We start from the raw sequence: 19,092 nt of genomic DNA on the forward strand, positions 1-19,092 counted from the left end.
GACCTGAAAGCGGCACTACGAGCGGCGACATCCGAGCGTCTGCTATCGATGAAGGAGCATTCGTCTTTGACAATCGGACGGCCGGTTACGAGGCAAAGCCGACTCCTGAACGTCCGATCGACGATGCATGTGAACGGCGGGTTGTGGCCGCACTCGGAAGTTCGTCGCCCAACGCTGCTCGTTCATCCTACCGCCGCTCCGAACTTCCGTAGTCGACCCGGAGCGGTCCTTCGCACTTCCCCAAGGCGGCCGTTCAACGTGTGTGGCTATGGCGAGTGTCACTTGCATGTCGTCGGGCTTAACTGCCCCAGCCGCCATATGGCTACGGTCAGCCCTAAAGCGACATTTAATAAAATGAAGGCTCCCAGCGCCAATGGCCAAACCATCGGAGGGCGTTCCCAACGAGTGACGATTGCGGTGGCTGGTGATGATTTTACTAGTCGGACTTGCAGCTTGAGGCTCAACAACGCGTCGCGATTGTAGCGACCGTCCTTGTCTCGGATTAGTCGTTCGTACTGTCGGCCGCCGTATGAATACTCGACGAGAGGACTCAGATTACCGTTTGAGCCTGGCTCCAACCGTAGGACGCGGCCCTCGACAACTGCCGAGTCATTCTCGAACGCTCGCGATGTCAGATAGGCGTTCACCGCTCCATAGGTCCACGCCGCAGCGATCAGGCACGTGACAGCGGCTTGGAAGCAGCGCGCACCTTTCGAATCGGCTCTTTCAGTCCACACTGTCCGTATCTCTAATGTTGGTCATTACACTCGGGCTGCGCAGAATCATTCCATGGGCACAGGAAATCCACAGCCGGAACCTGTGATGGCCGGTTGCGCTGTTGGCCGGATGTAAACCCCTGCGTCGTCATATCAAACTCAATTGTCGACTCTTCGCGTCGGTATGTCGAACGACCGCTTCTGGCTGGCTAGTGCCCGACGACCAAGGGTGGCGCTCGCCGCGGGCGCGGCCTTTCATGCAAGCGGCATACGACCATGAAGAGACGGTCGCATCGCCGCGAAACGGACGTTGAGCACTAGCGTCGGCCTCACGTGGTTCCCTCGGCAATGTTCTTGGCGGGCTAGCAGTCACGTGCCTTAATGGCTTCTATCGCCGCGTAGGCTGAAGCTTTCACATCGCGTTTTCGAGACTTCAGGCTTCGAGCAAGAGCCGGCAAAGACTTGCGCGTACCAATCTGATTAAGCGTGGCCTGACAGTAAATAGCGTCAATAGGATCTGCGGTAGTTGTGAGAATCTCCAGCAACTTGTCTTCAGCCTCCGCTCTCTGGCAGCGTTTTAGAGACTGTATTGCCGCGCGTCTCACAAGCCAGCGCTCGTCCTTAAGAAGGGGAAACAACGCCCTGACATCGACGCTTTCTGGCTTCGGGATATCAGCAAGCTGTTCGAGGAGAATTGCCAGTGCATATTTATCCGTCTCTTTTGACGTGTATTCGATCAGGTGCAGCGCGCACTCTTCGCTGACGCAGTTTTTTCCAATCTTGCCGATGATGAAGTAAGCCGCTGACCGGTGGTCCTTTGTTGGCTTCTCATCCAGGTATGCAATGAGTTCATCAACCAACGTCTCGTCGGCAAGCAGTTCTGCTTCACGATGCGCCTGCCAGGAGGTTGAATTGTCCGAGCTGGTCACGTCGTTGCGACGTGTCATCCGTTGTATTAGCTCGACCAGCTCCTGCCGCATCAGCTCACCCCATGAAAAAGAATCGTAAATCTACGTAAGCGGTCGACTGAACGAACATGGCCGACTCCGAACCCGCCAAATTTTCGACGACTACGCGCGTGGTCCGAGTGACCGATACTGGACGTAGCCTGACCGATGATGCCATCCCGACGTTCCACGACGCGAGGACAGCCCACCACAGTCCTTAGCCTCGAGATTCTCGAATGACTTGGTCGCGATACTAGCGCCATTTCTCTAAGCCGGCGGCAGGGTGCTCAGACTGATCGAGCAAGCTGCTGTCCGAAAGGTCGATAGCCTGACAGCCAAGGCGTTCGCAGAGCTGGAGGATTCCGCCAACGATGACTGTGCTCGCCCGTACGTGAAGTGCCAGACTTCGCACTGAGTCGTCTTTCCCGACGTTAAATTCGATCGAACCGAACTCGCCGTCATAAATGCCGTAGGCAGGATCATTCCAGTTCGTGCCCGGAAAAGTATCCGACACAGCCGCTTGAACTTCGGAACGAGTCCCTAGTTGATGTGGCTGCTCGTCACCGGAAATCTCTTGGATATGGCGATAACGCTGAGAGAATTTGTACAGCGAGACGTCCCAGCTCATATTGGGCACTCCGACGGGGCAATTGGTCGATTAAGGAAGGCGGGGCAATTGTCGGCGATCCACGCTCGTCTGTCGAACGGCCGCTCCTGGCCGCTGCGTCCCACGACCTGGCACGCCCCTCGCCCCCGGGGCCCACGTCTCATGCAACAGGCATAACCGACCCGAAACGGACGTTAGATCTTCCCAAAAGCGGCCGTTGAGCCGTCCGAAGCGCTAGCGAAAAATCGCTTCGCCGGTCACGTAGTCAAATCGATAGATGGTCTGATTGAAATCTACCGCCTCGATATAGTCGGGTAGCAAGCGAAAGCCTTCGGAAAATATGTCGGCGCCGGATGCCTGCCAGACCAGATCGCCATGCAGTGAGAGGCGTGCAATCTCCAGTTCTCCATGCGAAATGAGCGCAGCCCGCTCGCTGTCCCAGTAGACACCAAAGCACGTCGCGGTATCGACACGAGTTGACCAGATTATCCGATATGGAAACTCCAACGACAGGCACGCTAGATGATCACCGACAGCCAAGTAAAGCTTGTCATGAATCACCAAAGCCGAACGCTCATGCACTGCAGAGCATCCGCCACCGGCACCAACGACCATAATGCCGCGGCTGTTTAGCTCGACACCATGGATCGACGTAAGCGAGTCGTTTGTAAGACGTGCTTCGAGCGGGTACGCACGCACATTGTCTTGTGACCCGAATGAGTATGTCGCCTCATTCACAATTCTGAGCGAACCATATTGCGTGTCTATTTGCATCTTCCGTTCTCGTTTGCCGATCAGCGGGTCGCCGTCGCGGGGCGATTGTCAGCGAATCCAGCCCCGACGTCGAGCGACTGCTCCTGGCCGGCTTCGTCCGATGACGGCTTCGGCGTCAGTCCATCAAGGCACGGATCTACGCGAAGTACCCGCCCGACGCGAGAAACTTGGATACACAAATTGCTGACGCAGTCCTTTGTGTTGGGTGCTACGCGCGACCAAGTGTAGAAGCTCTGAACATATCGCCGGTCTCAACGACGGCACCTGCAGTCGTCGCGAGTCTCAGCGCCTCATCGAGGTCGTCTCGCCTGATCACGAAAGCTATGTACCCATCCGATCCTGTGTCTAGGTGCAGCAGTGTGTAGCCCTTTTGAGCCAACCACGCGCCGAAGGCGAGCAATGCATCAGGGACTGTCAGGTTGCCACTAGGGCAAGTCCATCGATCCGCAATGCCAAGCGTATGCAGCAACCGATTCGCCTGCCACTCGATCTCGTCAGATGCGCGCCAGTCAACGGATATGCATAGACACCAGTCGGAGGGATCGATTGTTTCTGTTTCGCCGAAGTGACGCGTGAGTGCCCAGTCCAGCATAGTGGATGCGTCCTCGCCCGGCTCTGCATCGCGCACACAGGCGACGACTCGTTCCCGCGTGGCGGCCTCAAGTGGCGTCGAGATAAGCTGCACGAGATCCATAAGCGCCGACACAGCGTGTTGCGACGGTGAGAAGTGATCACGCAGAATTTCTGCGTCGGAGAGCTTGGGTTCGGGCACTGCTGGAGTTACTTGCGAACGTTCTACACTACTGCGCCTGAACCACCGACCGAAAATTCGAAACATACGCTTTGGCTCCATATTGCATATCGGCAATTTCGAGGAGGAGTTGAGTCTCCTCGACGCATAGAGTGACCCACGGGGAGGCGAATGGTGATTGCCCGTTCCTTGATGGGTTCTTCACGGCCGGATTTCGTGTCAGATTGTGAACGATCTAGCACCCTGGTGTCGAATGTCCGCAAGCGGCCGCACTGCGCCCCGCGACCGAGCACGATGATCGTCTTGGACGCGACTCATGCAAAACGCATAAAGCGACCCCAAGCAGCCCTTCACTCGCACCCAAAGCGGGCACTCAAGAATTCGTGCCGAATTTGCCATTGTCGACTACGCGTTTGCATTTCCGCAGATGCGGAAGGCTTCGATGGATTCGACAATGGGTCTGAGGTAGCTGATGAAGGCGGAATAGCCACCCGCGCGACTAACAAAGATGGGAGCGTTTCCGACCAGCGAGAATCCAAATTCTCCCGTTTCGAGAAAACGAGCTGATTGGTAGTAGAAAACCCAGCCGACGTCAAACTCTTGGGTGTATTCGTCGACAACAACCGCGTCACAGCCTTCCCAACCTGCCTTGGTGATGGCACGTTGGGCAACTTCCTTTGCTTGCTCGGCTGTCAGTTCCATTGGACGTTAGTGTGGTTGTATGTACGAACCGATTGTCACCAATTCAGATACTGAAGTCGAGTGGCGGCTTGTGGCCGCACTGCGCCCCACGACCAGGCACGCCGCTCGCCCACGGCCCACGCCATCATGCAACTGGCATAACCGACCCCAAGCGGTCCGTCGCGAGCGCCCAAAGCAGTCATTCACCTCACTCGACGACGCGTTGTATTTGGTTGATCAGGGCTGCAAGCTCTGGCTTGTCTCCCCACATGTCAAATTCCCGGGTCGCAATCAGCCCCATCGTGAGCGGTCCCTGTTTAGGCTCCGACGGCTCACCGGCGATTTGAGCGCGGCACCATACCAGTTGGCGGTGAATGCTCTGAACGTTCGGCCACGTTGAAGTCAGCATGGGTTCGATGGCTGACAAGGCCTTGTCGATCTTAAGCAGCAATTCGGCGTTCTTCATCAAAATCCACAAAGCGAACGTCATTTCGAGAAAATATTCGCCGAATCATCCACGTGCAGTGAAAAGCCATGGCACGCACACCAATCCCTCAACTGGACGTGAACCGAACTCCAATATGGGTGTGCCCACATCGGGGCTAGATTTCGCCAAACTGCCTGTGTGGGAAGGTAGACGGAGGGAATTCCCATCGGCATCTCAAGAATGAATTCACCAAGGTGGCAGACGCAAACCAGTTCTTCTTTCCATTTAGGACGAAAGGTAAAATCCATACCAGTCAGCTACCCTATAACGCTGCCATCTTCGCCGTAAACTTCGCACTCGTCGCCTTGCACCTTCGCTTTAAGCCGCTGTGCCAACTGCCACATCTTGCCGAGAATCGCACCGTCGGGGTTCTTGACGACTATATTGCCTTGCCGAAAATCAAACCACGCCATGTTTCCACCTACACCGTTTCCTTCGTAGGCAGTCCAGACGGACAACCCGTCGCTATCTACCCGTAGGGCTCTACCGCCGCCAACAATCGCACTCGCATATCCATCGAGACGCATATCTGGGTCGGACAGAACGACAGCCTTCCACTCGTCAATATTGATCCCGGATCCGCCATCATCGAACCAATTTGCCTTACGGGTGATGTGAACGTCGTAGCCCATAGATATTTTCTCCAGACATTGCTGTTAGTGTTCAATACCGTATTGTCAACGATCTGGCCAATTGGATCGAGTGTCTGCTGATGGCCGATTCTGTTGAAAAACACCGCAGAATTCGGGCGGGTTGCCTATCCTTGATTCATCGAGTGATAGGAGCGCATCGCTATGATGGGTCGTCAAGGTGGCGGGCAAGACAAACTCTTCTACTCCTTCAACCTTGACGATCACGTCCCGCAAACGCATCTGTTGCGCGGCATTGATCGGTACTTTGAGCTCCACGGCTTACGCGAGCATTTGGCGCCTCACTACAGTCATACGGGGCGTCCTTCCGTAGATCCCCAGCTCATGATACGCATGCTAATCGTAGGTTACTGCTTCGGTATCCGTTCGGAGCGTCGTCTTTGCGAAGAGGTTCATCTCAACCTCGCATATCGCTGGTTCTGTCGGCTCGGACTTGAAGACTCAGTGCCAAATCACTCGACGTTCTCCAAGAACCGGCATGGGCGCTTCCGCGACAGCGACGCTTTGCGGCACGTCTTTGAATCCGTTTTACGTCGCTGCATGTGCGAAGGACTGGTTGAAGGCGAAGGATTCGCCGTGGACGCCAGCGTGGTTAAAGCCGATGCGAACCGCGCACGTGGCGTGTCCGGAGAAGAAGTCATTGACTGGCGCAAAGGCGACGGACCGAGCCGTGCGGTTCGCGAGTATCTCGATGCGTTGGAGGAAGCCAATCCAGTTTCACCTGAAGACGCAGATTCGGCTACGCCACCGAAGCGTATATCGCTGACCGATCCCGCTGCACGCTACACTGCCGCTCCAGGCGGTCCGGCGTTCTTCGCTTACTCAACGAACTACTTGATCGACCTGCATGCAGGAATCATTGTCGATGTCGAAGCCACGCCCGCACATCGGTCGCAGGAAGTGGAGTCCACCAAGACGATGGTGAATCGGGTCGAACAGCGCTTCGCGCTCAAGCCAAAGCGTCTGGTGGGCGATACCGCATATGGAACGGGAGCGATGCTTGGCTGGATGGTGAAGGAGAAGGCCATCGAGCCACATGTTCCGGTCTGGGAACGCTACGCTCGCAACGATGGGACCATTCCCAACAGCGAATTCCAATGGAACGAGCAAGCGAACGAGTATCGATGTCCGCAAGGTCAAGCTCTGCGAAGTGACCGGCGACAGTTCAAAGATCCGCGCTCACATATCACAAAGGCCAACACGATCATCTATCGATCAAGTCAACCGGCCTGTGCTTCGTGCTCGATGAAGCAGTTGTGCTGCCCAAACACGCCGATGCGCAAAATCGCGCGCAGCGTGCATGAGGAGTCGCGAGATGTAGCGAGGTCCATTGGCGATACCCTTGCATATCGGCACTCGCGCCGACAGCGGAAGAAGATAGAAATGCTGTTCGCGCACTTGAAGCGAATCTTGAAGCTTGATCGATTGCGATTGCGCGGACCCAGCGGTGCGCACGACGAATTTCTGTTGGCCGCAACAGCGCAGAATCTACGGCGAATGGCGAAGTGGTTGACGCCAATGAGTCAGAACGCGGCGAGTATGAACGCTTGAGGGGCATCGGGGCGACCGATCCTCTCCCGAAAGCTCCGTTGCAACTCCCGCGCTCGAGCGTTGCGAACTCGAGCCACCAAAAATTCAGGTCAAAGACGAGTTTTTCAACAGAATCGGCCGTTCAGCGCCCGATGACCGAACGCGATGATCGTCTCGGGCACGCGTGCGATGCAAATGGCATAAAGCGACTGTGGCCCTTCGCACCGCCGTGTACCAAACGACGACTTCCGCGCTACGACGGCCATTCACGCGGACAGCGGCTCTGCGAAGGCCGAGCCACCGCTCTCCTTCGCTCAGGCAGCGAAGTCAGTCGATGCCGACAACTCCTCCATGCCTTCGTTTTCTACGTCACATAGGCATTTTTCGCAGCGATTGCGGCCAGCGTGTCAGTACCGAGCGGAATGCACAATGGCGGAGGGTGCGCATCGACGAGACTGATCATCGCGGCCGCGAGCTTCTTCGAATCCCCGGGGTGGTCGTGCTTCATTTGCACGGCTTTGCGACGAACCCTACGCATGGCCGACAACCGGAACTTCTTCTTCGATCTGTCGGCGCTTCGTGCGGCGCAATCGCCGTAACGTGGCCAAACAGCGAGGTGATGTGGCTAGTTGCAGCGTGGGGAGGCCGCGGGGTCCTCAAACGCTCACTCAAACGCTCGCTAGCGCCTCGATGGTCGCATCCAGAAGGGCGCGCAGTCGCGCGACGCGGCGCAGATCACGGTGGTAGCCAAGCCAGACATCGCGTCCCGGCGGCGCTTCGCCCAGATCGATCCGACCAAGTCCCGGCGTCGCATCGCCAAGCGGGCAAGGCAGCACGGCGAAGCCACCTCCTTCAGCACACATGCGCGCCTGGACGCCACGATTGTTGCTGCCGAACATGATCTTCGCCTTGGGCAGCATGCGCTTGACCCACTCGACGTCGGGCAGCGAGCCGAACGCGCTGTCCATGCTGATCAGCCTGATGCCATCCCCCTGCCCGCGCGGCGGCGGGACCAGATCGACATGTCCATACAACGCGTAGTCAAGGTGCATTAATTTGCGCTGGATGACGTCAGGTTCGTCAAAGGGCGTGATCCGGAACGCCAGATCCGCTTCGCGCCGCGCGAGATTGTAGAGGCGCGAATCGGTGACAAGCTCCAGCGAGATAGCCGGGTGTTTCGCCAGAAAGCGCGCGAACACTGGCGTAAGTACGTGTATGCCGAACCAGTCCGACGACGTGACCCGCAGCAACCCGGTCAGCTGCGTCTCCTTGCCGGTCAGGGCGCGCGTGAAGCCAAGCGCCTCCTCCTCCATTCTCTCGGCATAGGCCAGCGCGGCCGCGCCTTCATCCGTCAGGACGAAACCATCGCTGGTGCGCTGAAACAGCGTGTGTCCGAGAGTTTCCTCCAGCGCGCGCAACCTGCGGCCCATGGTCGGCTGGGTCTGTCCAACGCGCTTCGCAGCCGCCCCCAGCGTGCCGCAACGGGCAATCGCCAAAAAAATCCGGACGTCGCTCCATTCCAGTCCGATCTCATTCATTTTTGTTTGGATTTCGTGCAATAACGTTGATTTACATGTCTTTTAGCATGGCCGATTATGAACCCATCAACTAGTTAGTTCCACTGGAAAGGAGATGATCATGAACATGCAGGCGCTCGTCCTCAATCGCTACAATGGCCCGCTCGAATTGACGGAAATTTCGATGCCTCAGCCTGCGCATGGCCAGGTGCGGGTGCGCATTGCGGCAAGCGGCCTCAATCCGCTCGACACCAAGATACGCGCCGGAAGCGCAGCGCATGCAAAGCATCCGCTGCCGCTGGTGTTGGGCATCGATATGGCCGGCGTAGTCGATGCCGTTGGCCCCGGCGTCTCCGCGTTCAAGGTCGGCGACGAGGTGTACGGGATGACGGGCGGCGTCGGCGGGATTCAGGGCTCGCTGGCCCAATATGCAGCAGTCGACGCCGACCTGCTCGCGATCAAGCCGGCCAATCTCTCGATGCGCGAAGCCGCGGCACTCCCCCTCGCGTTTATCACGTCGTATTCCGGTATTGTCGACCGGGCCCATTTGCAAGCAGGGCAAACCGTGCTGGTTCAGGGAGGCGCAGGCGGTGTCGGGCACATCTCGGTACAGCTGGCGCGTGCGCTCGGCGCCCAGGTTTTCGCGACTGCGAGTTCGCGCGACCACGATCTGGTCGCGCGCCTGGGCGCTACTCCGATCGATTACCGCGCGCAGTCTGTCGAGCAATACGTCGCATCCTTGACGCGAGGCGCAGGCTTCGACCTGGTGGTCGACACCGTGGGCGGCCCATCGCTCGATGCTTCGCTCATTGCGGTCAAGCATTTCGGTCACGTGGTCAGCGCACTGGGTTGGGGTACGCATGCGCTCGCTCCGCTGTCGTTTCGCGAAGCGACATACTCAGGGGTGTTCACCCTCTATCCGCTTCTAACGGGCGCGCATCGCGCGCACCACGGAGCGATGCTGCGCGAAGCCACGCGGCTGGCGGAAGCCGGCACGCTCGCACCGAATCTCGATCCTCGCCGGTTCGATCTGGAATCCGCGGAACTCGCTTACGATGCCATAACGGACGCCACCGCACGCGGAAAAATCGTGGTGGACGTCGCGTGAGATGCAATTGGCGAAGGAGCCTTGCTCGCCGCCGATGCCCGGCAGCATTGAAGTTGCCGATGAGTGCAGGCGGCCTTCAATCTGTGCAGCACAAAAGGGCCGCTATCCGATTGAACTTGACGTTCGAGTGTCCATGTCAGCGCTCGAGCGAACGGCTATAACTGGTCGCCAAGCGACGACCGAGCGCCTCGATTACCTCGGGTGCCGCCTCTCATGCAGAGGGCACAAAGCGACCCGAAACGGGTCTTCAGTCGCTCCAACCTGGATGACCGTCGTCAGAATAGAGCAGCCTTTGCTGTTGCCGAGGGGCAGCCCGTCGCCCCGGAGGAGACGGGTAGCGCAGCGGACCATCTTACGTACGCAGTATTAGCTGTCACCACATTAACGGGGGCCCGGTCGTGGCCTGTTTGCGCGAGTAACCTGAAGTCCTGCCCGGACCTGCAGAGTTCGGCAGCGTTCAGCCTGGCGACACGCCAGAATCGATCAATTTCACAGGACGACTACTGTTTGATACTGACTGTGGGCTGAAACAGGACAGGCTGAGTCCGATACAGCGCAGGGAAAAAGCTTTTCAGTGCCTCAACCTTCGGCATGTCGTTGATCGCGATATAGGGATAATCGGGATGTAGGGCGAGATAGTTCTGATGGTAGTTCTCAGCAGGGTAGAAGCCCTTGAAGGTCTCGACGCGCGTCACAATCGGCCCCGCGAACACATGAGCGCCCTGCAACTGCGCGATATAGGCCTGCGCCACGTTGCGCTGTTGCGGGTTCATCGGAAACACCGCTGAACGGTACTGCGTGCCGTGGTCGGGACCCTGATAGTCGAGTTCAGTCGGATTGTGCGCGACCGAGAAGAAGATCTGCAGGATTTTGCCGTAGCTGATCACGGTGGGATCGAAGGTAATCCGCACCGATTCCGCGTGGCCGGTATCGCCTTCGCTCACCCGTTCATATTCGGCCGTATCGGCTGTGCCGCCGGCATAACCGGACGCCACCTGTGTGACGCCGCGCACATGCTCGAACACACCTTGGACGCCCCAGAAGCAGCCTCCTGCAACGACGGCAGTTTCCGCATGGATATTGGTCGCATGCTCGTCCTGCAGAGGCGCTGGAACGGACACCGCGCGCTCATCGGAGTGCGCGGTGCGCTGCCATAGCGCGACGGCGCCCATGACGATCGCCAGAGCGCCGAAGCGGGCGATTCTGCCTGGCAGAGCGGGTTTGCGAATCGATGTAGTTTCTGGCTTCATGAAAAACGGATTCACGATGTCATCCTTGCAGGGCGCAGCGTGCCCGGCGCGTGGGGTTAACCAAAAGTAAATGCGAAGGCCTGTACGCCCGGATCGAGAAACTGAATGGCGAAGGTGTGATCGGCCACGTCGCCGGGCTGCCGTACGAGTTGATAGAGACGCTGTCCCGTCACCATGCCAGTGCCGTCCGGCGCCACGTCGCTGCCGTGCGCCTGGCCCGGCGCTTTGTCGTCTATCGTCACGCGAAAGCGCACCGGCTTGCCGTCGGGGGCGGGCCCTAGAACCAGATGCAGATCCCGTGCATGGAAGCGGTAGACGATTTCGCCGCGCGCGCCGTCCAGCGTCGCGTGTTCGGCGCCGACGCGCCATTCGCCGGCGAGTCCCCAATGATTCAGCGCAGGCTTGAATGGCGCGCGATAGTCGCGGGCACTATCTTGTGCGACGCCGCCCGGCGAAGCGAATCCCTGGGCGCGCTCGAAGCCGATATAGGTTTCGGGGGAGCGCATGTCGGCGTTGTCGGCCTCCAGTTGGACGCCATGCTCTGTCGTGCCGCCCAGGCCGAGCGGGACATTCGCAGCTTCGGGATGGCCAGCCTCCACGAGCAGTTGCTGAATAACGCGTTCGGACCGGTCATATTCGCCTTCACCGAAATGCTCGTAGCGAATCTGCCCTTTGGCATCAGCAAAATAGTGGGCAGGCCAGTACTGGTTGTCGAACGCGCGCCAGATCGCGTATTCGTTGTCGATCGCGACGGGATAGTCGACGCGGAGATCGTGGACGGCCTTGCGCACATTGTCGATGTTGCGTTCGAAAGCGAACTCGGGCGCATGCACGCCAATCACGACGAGCCCCTTGTCCCGGTATTTGCTGGCCCACGCCTTGACGTAGGGGAGTGAGCGCAGGCAGTTGATGCACGAATACGTCCAGAAGTCGACGATCACGACCTCGCCGCGCAGCGATTGAGCCGTGAGTGGCGGCGAGTTCAGCCATTGCACGGCGCCCGCGAGCGTCGGCAACTGACCGAGCACCGGCAGCGTGGGTGTTGACGCCGCCCGCATTGCGTCGGAGGTGCGCATCATGGCGCTGCTATTCGCCGACATCGTGCTCGCGGCATCCGTGTTGTTTTCGGGCTCGTTCGCGAATTTCGCGGGATTGGCGGAGCCGGTCGTCACCATGGCTCCGTGGCGGGAGGGTGCGAACGTATCGACGAGATGCTGCTCCAGACCGCCCGTCGCCACCGTTGAAACGCGTGTGAGGACGCCCGTGTCCAGCCCCAGCGCAACGGCGGCGACACCGGCAAGCATCGCCACGCCAATGCCGCGCCGGATCCATTCGCCCGCGCCCAGCGAGCGCTTCATCGCCGCGAAGACGCGACCGCCCAGCAGCAGCGCGACGGCAAGCGAAGTCGCCGCCCCCGCCGCATAGGCCAGCAACAGCAGCGTCGTGCCGATGCTGGCGCCCTGCAGCGCCGCGCCGGTCAGGACGAGGCCGAGAATCGGGCCGGCGCAAGGCGCCCACAGTAGTCCCGTGGCAATGCCGAGCAGGAACGATGAGCCGATTCCCGGCGCGCCGTCGTGCTGCGCCGCGTTGGACAGCCGGTTGCCGGCGCGCACCAGAGGCTGCATCATGCGCTCGGCGACACGTGGCATCAGGAGCGTGAGGCCGAACACAGCGAGCAGTACGATCGCGAGCCAGCGACCATACTGGTTGGCCTGTGCGGCCCAGCCGCCGCCGACGGCCGCGAGGGTGGCAACAGCCGCGAAGGTGGCAGCCATGCCGCCGAGCAGCGGCAAGCCGGAGCGGATGAAGGGCTGATCTGCGCGCGCGAAGACGAAGGGCAGCACCGGCAGGATGCAGGGACTCAGGATGGTGAGTACGCCGCCGAGATACGCCAGGACGATGAGTAGCATGATGGTCTCGGGCAAGGGCAATTCGCGTTTGAGGTGTTCAGGCCGCGCCGGGCTTGAAGGTCATGGCAACGCCGTTCATGCAATAGCGCAGGCCGGTTGGCTTTGGGCCATCGTCGAAGACGTGGCCAAGGTGGCCGCCGCAACGTTGGCAGTGCACTTCGGTGCGGACCGTGCCGAACGAGCGATCTTCATGCTCGGCCACCGCGTGCGCGAGCGGAGCATAAAAGCTGGGCCAGCCCGTGCCGCTGTCGAATTTCGTATTCGAAGCGAACAGATTCGTCGTGCAGCCCGCGCAGGCAAACGTGCCCGGTCGGTGTTCGCTGTTGAGCGGGCTCGTGAACGGACGCTCCGTCCCCGCATTCCTGAGCACTTCATACTGGGCGGGAGTAAGGAGCCTGCGCCATTCATCCTCGGTGTGGATCACGGCGAAATGTTCGGCCGGGCTGGGCGCCGGATTACTGGCCGTCGCCGTGTCGCCGAGCGGCTGGGCCGCTTTCACGCGCCACTGTTTGAGCGAGCACATGACGGCGAGCGCGCCGCCGCCGGACAACAGGAGCCGCCTACGGATATCCATCGTGCTCTCCTTGTGCAGTGCAACGCCACCCGACGCGATCGGGGCGGTGCGCACCCGTTACATGAAGCTTAGGCAGTGGCCGATACCGAAGTCCTCACGAAAAGTAAAATTAATTGTGATAACTCTGTGGCGGAATTTTCTGCACAATATTCCGCACATTCGGCCCTCCAATCCGGGGCGCGATGCGCCCTATGCCTGAGTGATAAATGGATCAGACCAAACGCGTGCTAATCGTCGAGGACGATGCGGATATTGCCAACGTGCTCATGCTGCATCTGCGCGACGAGCACTACGAGGTCGTCCATAGCGCCGACGGCGCAGAAGGACTGCGACTGCTGGAGCAGGGCGGCTGGGATGCCTTGATTCTCGACCTGATGCTGCCCGGCGTCGATGGCCTCGAAATCTGCCGGCGCGCGCGAGCGATGACGCGCTATACACCGATCATCATCACCAGCGCGCGCTCAAGCGAAGTTCACCGCATTCTGGGACTCGAACTCGGCGCCGACGATTACCTCGCGAAGCCCTTTTCGGTCCTTGAACTCGTCGCGCGCGTGAAGGCCCTGCTGCGTCGGGTCGACGCGATGGCGAAAGATTTGCGAATCGAGGGTGGCACGCTGATGCTCGGCAGTTTTTCGATCGATCCGGTCACCCGCGAAGCGCACGTCGACGGCAAGCGCATCGAGCTGACGCCACGCGAATTCGATCTGCTGTATCACTTCGCGCGCCATCCCGGCAAGGTGTTCTCGCGCATGGAGTTGCTCAATGCCGTCTGGGGTTACCAGCACGAGGGCTACGAGCACACGGTCAACACGCACATCAACCGCTTGCGGAGCAAGATCGAGGCCGACCCCGCGCAGCCCGTGCGCATACTGACCGTATGGGGACGCGGCTACAGGTTCGACCCGATGGCGCCCGCAGCCCCTGGCAAAACTGCGCCGCGCGACGAGGTGCAAGGAGGGGCGTCGTGAAACTGTCGCTGACGCAGCGAGTGTCCATCGTGTTTTCGGTGTTGTTGCTCACGTGCTGCGGGGCGTCGGCATGGTTGCAGATACGGGCGACGGAACTGCATGATGAGGAGGTCATCCAGGCGCTCTCCCAAGACCTGGCATCCCATATCGGCCGCAACGCAGCGCTGATGGGTGCGGACGGACCCAAACCAGCGGCGCTGCGTACACTTTTCGGCCAACTGATGGCTGTCAATCCGAGCGTCGAAGTCTATCTGCTCGACGCGAACGGACGCATCACGGGCGATGATGCACCACCCGGACATATCCGGCGCATGCAGGTCGACCTGCAGCCGGTGCGGCGTTTTCTGGCCAACGAACCACTGCCGATTCTGGGTGACGACCCACGTAGCATGGATGCCCGCAAGGTGTTCAGCGCCGCAATGGTCCCCGGTGCCGACGGGCGTGCGGCCGGCTATATCTACGTTGTCCTGATTGGCGAAGCGCGTGACGCACTGGCATCGCGACTCGCTGAAAGCACGGTGCTGCGCGCTACGCTCGGATTGATGGCGGTGGTTGCGTCGCTCGGTTTGATTTCTGGTCTGATCGCATTTGGCCTGATCACGCGCCCCTTGCGACGCCTGACCGACACTGTGAGCCGATTCAATGCCTCGATTCGGGAAGGTTCGGAACCAGCGTCGCTTGCACTCAGTCGCCCGGCGACACACACCGGAACCCGCGATGAGATTGCCATCCTTGAACGCACATTTGGCCAGATGGCAGACCGTATTGGCGTGCAATGGCGCGAACTCAAAAAGCAGGACCAGGAGCGCCGCGAGATTTTCGCGAACATCTCCCACGATCTGCGCACGCCATTGACCTCGCTGCACGGCTATCTCGAGACGTTGTCCTTGAAAGACAACCTCCTGGAGGGCACGGAGCGCCGTCGCTATCTCGCGATCGCGCTCGCACAAAGCGCAAAAGTAGGGAAGCTCGCGCAATCGCTGTTTGAGCTCGCGCGCCTGGAGCATGAGAACATACAACTCACACTTGAAGCGTTTGCCCTCGCTGACGTCGTACAGGACGTGTTCCAGAAGTTCGAGCTTGCTGCGCAGGCCCGGCATATCCGCTTGCAGGCCAATATCCCTGCACATTTGCCGGCGGTCTGCGCCGACCTGGGCATGATCGAGCGGGTGCTGACCAATCTGCTCGACAACGCAATCCGGCATACGCCGGACGGCGGCGAGGTCAGCGTCGAGCTTGCCCGCGCGGGCGACCAGATCGGTGTCGTGGTCAGCGACACCGGGCCGGGTATTGCGCCCGAGCTCCGCGCGAGCCTGTTCCGGCGTGCGTTCAGTTCGGGTGACGTGCGTCGCCAGGGTGGGCTGGGACTGTTGATCGTGCAACGGATGCTGCAACTGCACGGAAGCCGCATCGAACTGGTCGAGCGCGAGCGGCGCGGCGCTACATTCAGTTTCAAGCTGGACGCCGCTCCGGCGAGGGAGGCACTCAAGGGGTGATCGCGCCGCAAATGCGGGCTTGCGTCACTCGAAACATCGCCAAATGCGACGGGCGTCGCATCAAGCTGGCGCGTCGCAGACGATTGTATTCGGGAGAGAACCCTGGCGGAACGGTAGCACGACGGGTCTGAGTCCCAAGGGGGCGGATCGCCTCGCACCTTCCGTGACAGCCGATTTCGTGAACGCTCGAACCGCGCCAGGTATTGACGGACCGCATTCAGATCTCAACGTCAACGAGTAACGTCACAAGAAAGCAGAGCAGCGCCGCAAGCAGCAGGAGGCCCAGTATCAGCCCGCGGTTGGGAGTCATGGTTCAGCAGTAGTCTCTTCTGCGCGGTAACGTTGCGACCGTCAATGAGGTGATCGCCCGTTCTTTCGCAACTCTGGCTATCGTCGAGCAGCGCCACCATCGGCTTGCTTTGTGAGGTGCTCACAGAGGACCGAGCATCGTCCCACGGCAGCGTTGTGTTCCGCAATGGCAGGCGTATTCGCTGAGCGCTTCGCATTGCGCCTTCGGTGGGATCTCGAGTGCATAGTCGAGAAACAGCTCCTCTCCGGGCTCAATTTTCCGGAGCTGGCGATCGTACTCGTTCACCACGGTCGTGAGTTCGCTGATCGGCGAATCCGGGATATTCCATCTCCCGTCCTGTCTGCCTCGACGATTACCTCGCCAAGAATCTGCTCTACGCGGTCAATGTCGTGGATGTCGACCCTGCCGAATCCGGCGCGAGAATGTGGCCGGTGAGGAGAACGATCTGGCTCGCCAGGCGATCTACGGCGCCACGACAAGCGCCGTGTGCATCCCCGCTGCATAGTGTCCCGGCTTGTTGCAGATCAGCGCGTAGTGCCCGGGGGCCAGCTTGAACGACACGCGCTTGCTCTTGCCCGGCGCGATGTCTTCGACTTCGCCGATCTTTTTCAGCTTGCGTTCCAGCACCAGTCCCTTGCTGACGGGAAGTGCATCGTCCGCGAGATCCGTCTTGAGCACGACGAGTTCGTGTTCCATGTTGTTGTCCGCAGCATTCCTGACTTCAAGCGTGATGCGACCCGTCTTCACATTGTGCGTCCCGAGCTGGATCGAGTTCGATAGCAATGTCGCGTTGACGGTTTGCTCCGCCCAGCTTGGATTCGACGTCATCCCGAGTGCGATCACACTGGCGAGGAAGTTGATTCTGTAAGTGGCAGTCATGGCGGCCTCCTTTGCATCGGCATATCACGTCTGCCTGGCGTCGAGCGATTACCGCATGCAATTCGTTGCGCACGCAATGGCCCCTGCCTGTGCGATGGCATGAACGCTTTCTGCGGCGTGCGATATGTGCAGCAAACGCGCGGGGTGGGAGGCATATTCCAGGAGCCCGCAGGCGTGTATCTGGGCAGCGAGAGGCGTCGACGACCTGGTGCCGGATCCACGCGATGCATGGCGCCGATATTCGTGGAAACGCGCGCACGAACCTGACGTGTCGTCGACATACCGTCATGGTGGCGCGATATCACGGGATTCGATCACGCGACAAGAACCTGTCGATGTCCCGGATCGCTGCGCAAGCGCTCGCCGTGCGCTCCACCACCTCTCGTTCTCCAGGCACGAGAAGCTATCGACGGAATAACATAACCGAAGAATTCGTTAACTTCGTGTCGAAAGCCTGGTCTTCGTGGCGCAAGGATGTGATCAGTTAATGGACACGCATAACTCTCGCTCCTGTCGGAGGCGATTCAGGTCACGGGCGCAGCCATGGTCGCGCGAGGGGATTTGCGGGCCGGCCGGGTTACTGATTGGAGTCTGTTCCTGAGGGTTCGCCTTGCGTCTTTTCCCCATGTCATCCCGGCGTACGTCAGCCACCCCCGTCTCGTACACGTGCACGGCGATCGTCTTTCACTGGCTGATCGCGGNACTGATCGCTTGCGGCTTCTCGCTAGGTTGGGTGATGGTCCGCATCCCGGGTATCACGCCCGACAAGCTGCGTTACTTCTCCTGGCACAAGTGGATCGGCGTAACCGTGTTCGCGCTCGCCGTGCTGCGCATGCTCTGGCGCGCGAGCCATGCGGCGCCCCCCCTGCCTGCCGGCATGAGCGCCTGGCAGCGCAGCGCGGCGCATGTCGTGCACCTGCTGCTCTACGTGCTGATGATCGCGATCCCGGTTACCGGCTATCTCTACACCCTGGCTGCCAACGTGCCGGTCGTCTATCTGGGCTTGATCCCGCTGCCGCGCATCATCGGGCCCGATCCGGCGCTGAAGGTGGTGTTCAAGACGGTTCACATCGCGCTCAACTACGGGCTGTTCGCACTCGTTGCCGTACATGTCGCCGCGGCCGTCAAGCATCAGTGGCTCGACCGCGACCGCCTGCTTTCGCGCATGCTGCCTTTCCTCAAATGACATGATGGCTCGTTCGATGTAGCCATCGATCTACCGATACGTGCTGAGCGTGTTCACGGCGGCAGCGATGTCCAGAAAGGGCTTGATCACGACGGGTCTCCTCGCGTGAAACGGCAGCGCGAGAGTTCACGGATGGGCGCGTTCCTGAACAAATTTGGCCTGGATCCTCAAGTGCACCTCGTCCCCGACAGCGTGCGACCACTTCGACAGCCCGAACGCCGCCCGGCTAAAGTGGCCTTCCGCGGAAAAAGCCAGCGTTCGGCGGGCGCCCGGCGGATCGCGCGGGTCTTCGTCGAACGCGACAGCGAGCGTGACCGGACGCGTCGTCGTGCGGACCGTCAGATCGCCCGTCAAGAGGCCGGTAACTGTACCGGTTCGGGCGAAGCTGGTGCTGACGAAGCGAATGGCCGGAAAATGCGCCACGTCGAGCATGTCGCCGCCTTCCACGAATCCGGCGACAAATGGTGTGTTCGATTCGAGGCTTGTCGCGTCGATCGTCACCACGACGCGGCCTGCGGTAAAACCCTGGAATCCCTCGAGCTGGGCACCTATGCGGCTGAAGCGCATCGTGAGGTTTGAGTGCCAGACGTTCGCGACATCGAACGTCACACCTGAACGGCCTGGATCGAGCCGATACAGTGCCTGCGGCGCAGACGTGTCGATCGGTTCGGCACTGACCCCAACAACTGCGCAGGCAGCGCAGGCGAACGTCGCGATCACGGTAGCGCGTGGTTTGAGACGACGCATGGCC

General features: G+C 60.0%; 19 protein-coding genes. 5 read left to right on the top strand and 14 right to left on the bottom strand.

The features are described 5' to 3' along the window. Positions 1-1,078 precede the first annotated feature (1,078 nt). The 7 genes from A3CW_RS0127430 to A3CW_RS0127460 form a co-directional block, all read right to left on the bottom strand. On the bottom strand, positions 1,079-1,696 hold the full coding sequence (locus tag A3CW_RS0127430) for a HEAT repeat domain-containing protein (protein ID WP_028206416.1): 618 nt from the start codon (positions 1,694-1,696) through the stop codon (positions 1,079-1,081). Between the two features lie 220 nt (positions 1,697-1,916). After that, positions 1,917-2,291, bottom strand: a complete 375-nt coding sequence (locus tag A3CW_RS0127435; RefSeq protein ID WP_028206417.1) for a hypothetical protein — start codon at positions 2,289-2,291, stop codon at positions 1,917-1,919. A 213-nt stretch (positions 2,292-2,504) separates the two neighbouring features. Continuing rightward, positions 2,505-3,044 (bottom strand): hypothetical protein, encoded by a 540-nt coding sequence (locus A3CW_RS0127440; RefSeq protein WP_035514131.1) that lies wholly within the window; start codon positions 3,042-3,044, stop codon positions 2,505-2,507. Between the two features lie 208 nt (positions 3,045-3,252). Next, positions 3,253-3,816, bottom strand: a complete 564-nt coding sequence (locus A3CW_RS0127445) for a DUF6630 family protein (RefSeq protein WP_051481752.1) — start codon at positions 3,814-3,816, stop codon at positions 3,253-3,255. Between the two features lie 384 nt (positions 3,817-4,200). Further along, positions 4,201-4,497 (bottom strand): YrhB domain-containing protein, encoded by a 297-nt coding sequence (locus A3CW_RS47805; protein WP_051481753.1) that lies wholly within the window; start codon positions 4,495-4,497, stop codon positions 4,201-4,203. A gap of 187 nt (positions 4,498-4,684) precedes the next feature. Then, positions 4,685-4,942 (bottom strand): hypothetical protein, encoded by a 258-nt coding sequence (locus A3CW_RS0127455; protein ID WP_154678050.1) that lies wholly within the window; start codon positions 4,940-4,942, stop codon positions 4,685-4,687. Positions 4,943-5,220: 278 nt separating this feature from the next. Then, on the bottom strand, positions 5,221-5,595 hold the full coding sequence (locus A3CW_RS0127460) for a hypothetical protein (protein ID WP_028206421.1): 375 nt from the start codon (positions 5,593-5,595) through the stop codon (positions 5,221-5,223). Between the two features lie 162 nt (positions 5,596-5,757). Here A3CW_RS0127460 and A3CW_RS0127465 point away from each other — a divergent pair, with 162 nt between their 5' ends. Beyond that, positions 5,758-7,164 (top strand): IS1182 family transposase, encoded by a 1,407-nt coding sequence (locus tag A3CW_RS0127465; RefSeq protein WP_028206422.1) that lies wholly within the window; start codon positions 5,758-5,760, stop codon positions 7,162-7,164. Positions 7,165-7,507: 343 nt separating this feature from the next. On the opposite strand, the gene A3CW_RS51265 is transcribed toward A3CW_RS0127465, so the two are convergent. Together A3CW_RS51265 and A3CW_RS0127475 are read right to left on the bottom strand one after the other, a co-directional pair. Further along, positions 7,508-7,651 (bottom strand): hypothetical protein, encoded by a 144-nt coding sequence (locus tag A3CW_RS51265; protein ID WP_245623757.1) that lies wholly within the window; start codon positions 7,649-7,651, stop codon positions 7,508-7,510. Between the two features lie 160 nt (positions 7,652-7,811). Then, positions 7,812-8,681, bottom strand: coding sequence for a LysR family transcriptional regulator (locus tag A3CW_RS0127475; protein ID WP_028206423.1), 870 nt, complete (start codon positions 8,679-8,681; stop codon positions 7,812-7,814). A 100-nt stretch (positions 8,682-8,781) separates the two neighbouring features. On the opposite strand from A3CW_RS0127475, the gene A3CW_RS0127480 reads away from it, so the two are divergent. Then, positions 8,782-9,768, top strand: coding sequence for a zinc-dependent alcohol dehydrogenase family protein (locus A3CW_RS0127480; RefSeq protein WP_028206424.1), 987 nt, complete (start codon positions 8,782-8,784; stop codon positions 9,766-9,768). A 500-nt stretch (positions 9,769-10,268) separates the two neighbouring features. Here A3CW_RS0127480 and msrA read toward each other — a convergent pair whose 3' ends face one another. From msrA to msrB, 3 genes are read right to left on the bottom strand one after another with little or no spacing between them, the layout of a single operon-like run. After that, positions 10,269-11,018, bottom strand: coding sequence for a peptide-methionine (S)-S-oxide reductase MsrA (gene msrA, locus A3CW_RS0127485; RefSeq protein WP_035514173.1), 750 nt, complete (start codon positions 11,016-11,018; stop codon positions 10,269-10,271). 56 nt (positions 11,019-11,074) lie between these two features. Next, on the bottom strand, positions 11,075-12,928 hold the full coding sequence (locus tag A3CW_RS0127490) for a cytochrome c biogenesis protein DipZ (protein WP_028206426.1): 1,854 nt from the start codon (positions 12,926-12,928) through the stop codon (positions 11,075-11,077). Between the two features lie 37 nt (positions 12,929-12,965). Next, entirely contained in the window at positions 12,966-13,502 is a 537-nt protein-coding gene (gene msrB / locus A3CW_RS0127495; protein ID WP_028206427.1) for a peptide-methionine (R)-S-oxide reductase MsrB, read from the bottom strand. Between the two features lie 206 nt (positions 13,503-13,708). On the opposite strand from msrB, the gene A3CW_RS0127500 reads away from it, so the two are divergent. Continuing rightward, positions 13,709-14,470 (top strand): response regulator transcription factor, encoded by a 762-nt coding sequence (locus A3CW_RS0127500; protein WP_028206428.1) that lies wholly within the window; start codon positions 13,709-13,711, stop codon positions 14,468-14,470. Beyond that, on the top strand, positions 14,467-15,966 hold the full coding sequence (locus A3CW_RS47810) for a sensor histidine kinase (RefSeq protein WP_035514133.1): 1,500 nt from the start codon (positions 14,467-14,469) through the stop codon (positions 15,964-15,966). Before A3CW_RS0127500 ends, A3CW_RS47810 begins: the two co-directional genes overlap by 4 nt. Before the next feature lie 772 nt (positions 15,967-16,738). On the opposite strand, the gene A3CW_RS0127515 is transcribed toward A3CW_RS47810, so the two are convergent. Continuing rightward, entirely contained in the window at positions 16,739-17,155 is a 417-nt protein-coding gene (locus A3CW_RS0127515; protein WP_028206429.1) for a plastocyanin/azurin family copper-binding protein, read from the bottom strand. Between the two features lie 625 nt (positions 17,156-17,780). Between A3CW_RS0127515 and A3CW_RS0127520 the strand changes: the two genes are divergently transcribed. Beyond that, positions 17,781-18,341, top strand: coding sequence for a cytochrome b (locus A3CW_RS0127520; protein WP_028206430.1), 561 nt, complete (start codon positions 17,781-17,783; stop codon positions 18,339-18,341). 126 nt (positions 18,342-18,467) lie between these two features. On the opposite strand, the gene A3CW_RS47815 is transcribed toward A3CW_RS0127520, so the two are convergent. Continuing rightward, positions 18,468-19,088, bottom strand: coding sequence for a YceI family protein (locus A3CW_RS47815; protein WP_035514135.1), 621 nt, complete (start codon positions 19,086-19,088; stop codon positions 18,468-18,470). Positions 19,089-19,092: the final 4 nt, after the last annotated feature.

Origin of the sequence: Paraburkholderia nodosa DSM 21604 (genome assembly GCF_000519185.1) — a bacterium.
GTDB classification, from domain to species: domain Bacteria; phylum Pseudomonadota; class Gammaproteobacteria; order Burkholderiales; family Burkholderiaceae; genus Paraburkholderia; species Paraburkholderia nodosa.

Excerpts from the sequence above, each read along its gene's own strand:
- A3CW_RS47805 (WP_051481753.1), bottom strand. The coding sequence starts at position 4,497 with ATGGAACTGACAGCCGAGCAAGCAAAGGAAGTTGCCCAACGTGCCATC.
- A3CW_RS0127435 (WP_028206417.1), bottom strand. The coding sequence starts at position 2,291 with ATGAGCTGGGACGTCTCGCTGTACAAATTCTCTCAGCGTTATCGCCAT.
- A3CW_RS0127500 (WP_028206428.1), top strand. The coding sequence starts at position 13,709 with ATGGATCAGACCAAACGCGTGCTAATCGTCGAGGACGATGCGGATATT.
- A3CW_RS0127465 (WP_028206422.1), top strand. The coding sequence starts at position 5,758 with ATGATGGGTCGTCAAGGTGGCGGGCAAGACAAACTCTTCTACTCCTTC.
- A3CW_RS0127430 (WP_028206416.1), bottom strand. The coding sequence starts at position 1,696 with ATGCGGCAGGAGCTGGTCGAGCTAATACAACGGATGACACGTCGCAAC.
- A3CW_RS51265 (WP_245623757.1), bottom strand. The coding sequence starts at position 7,651 with ATGAAGCACGACCACCCCGGGGATTCGAAGAAGCTCGCGGCCGCGATG.
- A3CW_RS0127455 (WP_154678050.1), bottom strand. The coding sequence starts at position 4,942 with ATGAAGAACGCCGAATTGCTGCTTAAGATCGACAAGGCCTTGTCAGCC.
- A3CW_RS0127440 (WP_035514131.1), bottom strand. The coding sequence starts at position 3,044 with ATGCAAATAGACACGCAATATGGTTCGCTCAGAATTGTGAATGAGGCG.
- A3CW_RS47815 (WP_035514135.1), bottom strand. The coding sequence starts at position 19,088 with ATGCGTCGTCTCAAACCACGCGCTACCGTGATCGCGACGTTCGCCTGC.
- msrB (WP_028206427.1), bottom strand. The coding sequence starts at position 13,502 with ATGGATATCCGTAGGCGGCTCCTGTTGTCCGGCGGCGGCGCGCTCGCC.
- A3CW_RS0127490 (WP_028206426.1), bottom strand. The coding sequence starts at position 12,928 with ATGCTACTCATCGTCCTGGCGTATCTCGGCGGCGTACTCACCATCCTG.
- A3CW_RS0127480 (WP_028206424.1), top strand. The coding sequence starts at position 8,782 with ATGAACATGCAGGCGCTCGTCCTCAATCGCTACAATGGCCCGCTCGAA.
- A3CW_RS0127515 (WP_028206429.1), bottom strand. The coding sequence starts at position 17,155 with ATGACTGCCACTTACAGAATCAACTTCCTCGCCAGTGTGATCGCACTC.
- msrA (WP_035514173.1), bottom strand. The coding sequence starts at position 11,018 with ATGAAGCCAGAAACTACATCGATTCGCAAACCCGCTCTGCCAGGCAGA.
- A3CW_RS0127475 (WP_028206423.1), bottom strand. The coding sequence starts at position 8,681 with ATGAATGAGATCGGACTGGAATGGAGCGACGTCCGGATTTTTTTGGCG.
- A3CW_RS0127460 (WP_028206421.1), bottom strand. The coding sequence starts at position 5,595 with ATGGGCTACGACGTTCACATCACCCGTAAGGCAAATTGGTTCGATGAT.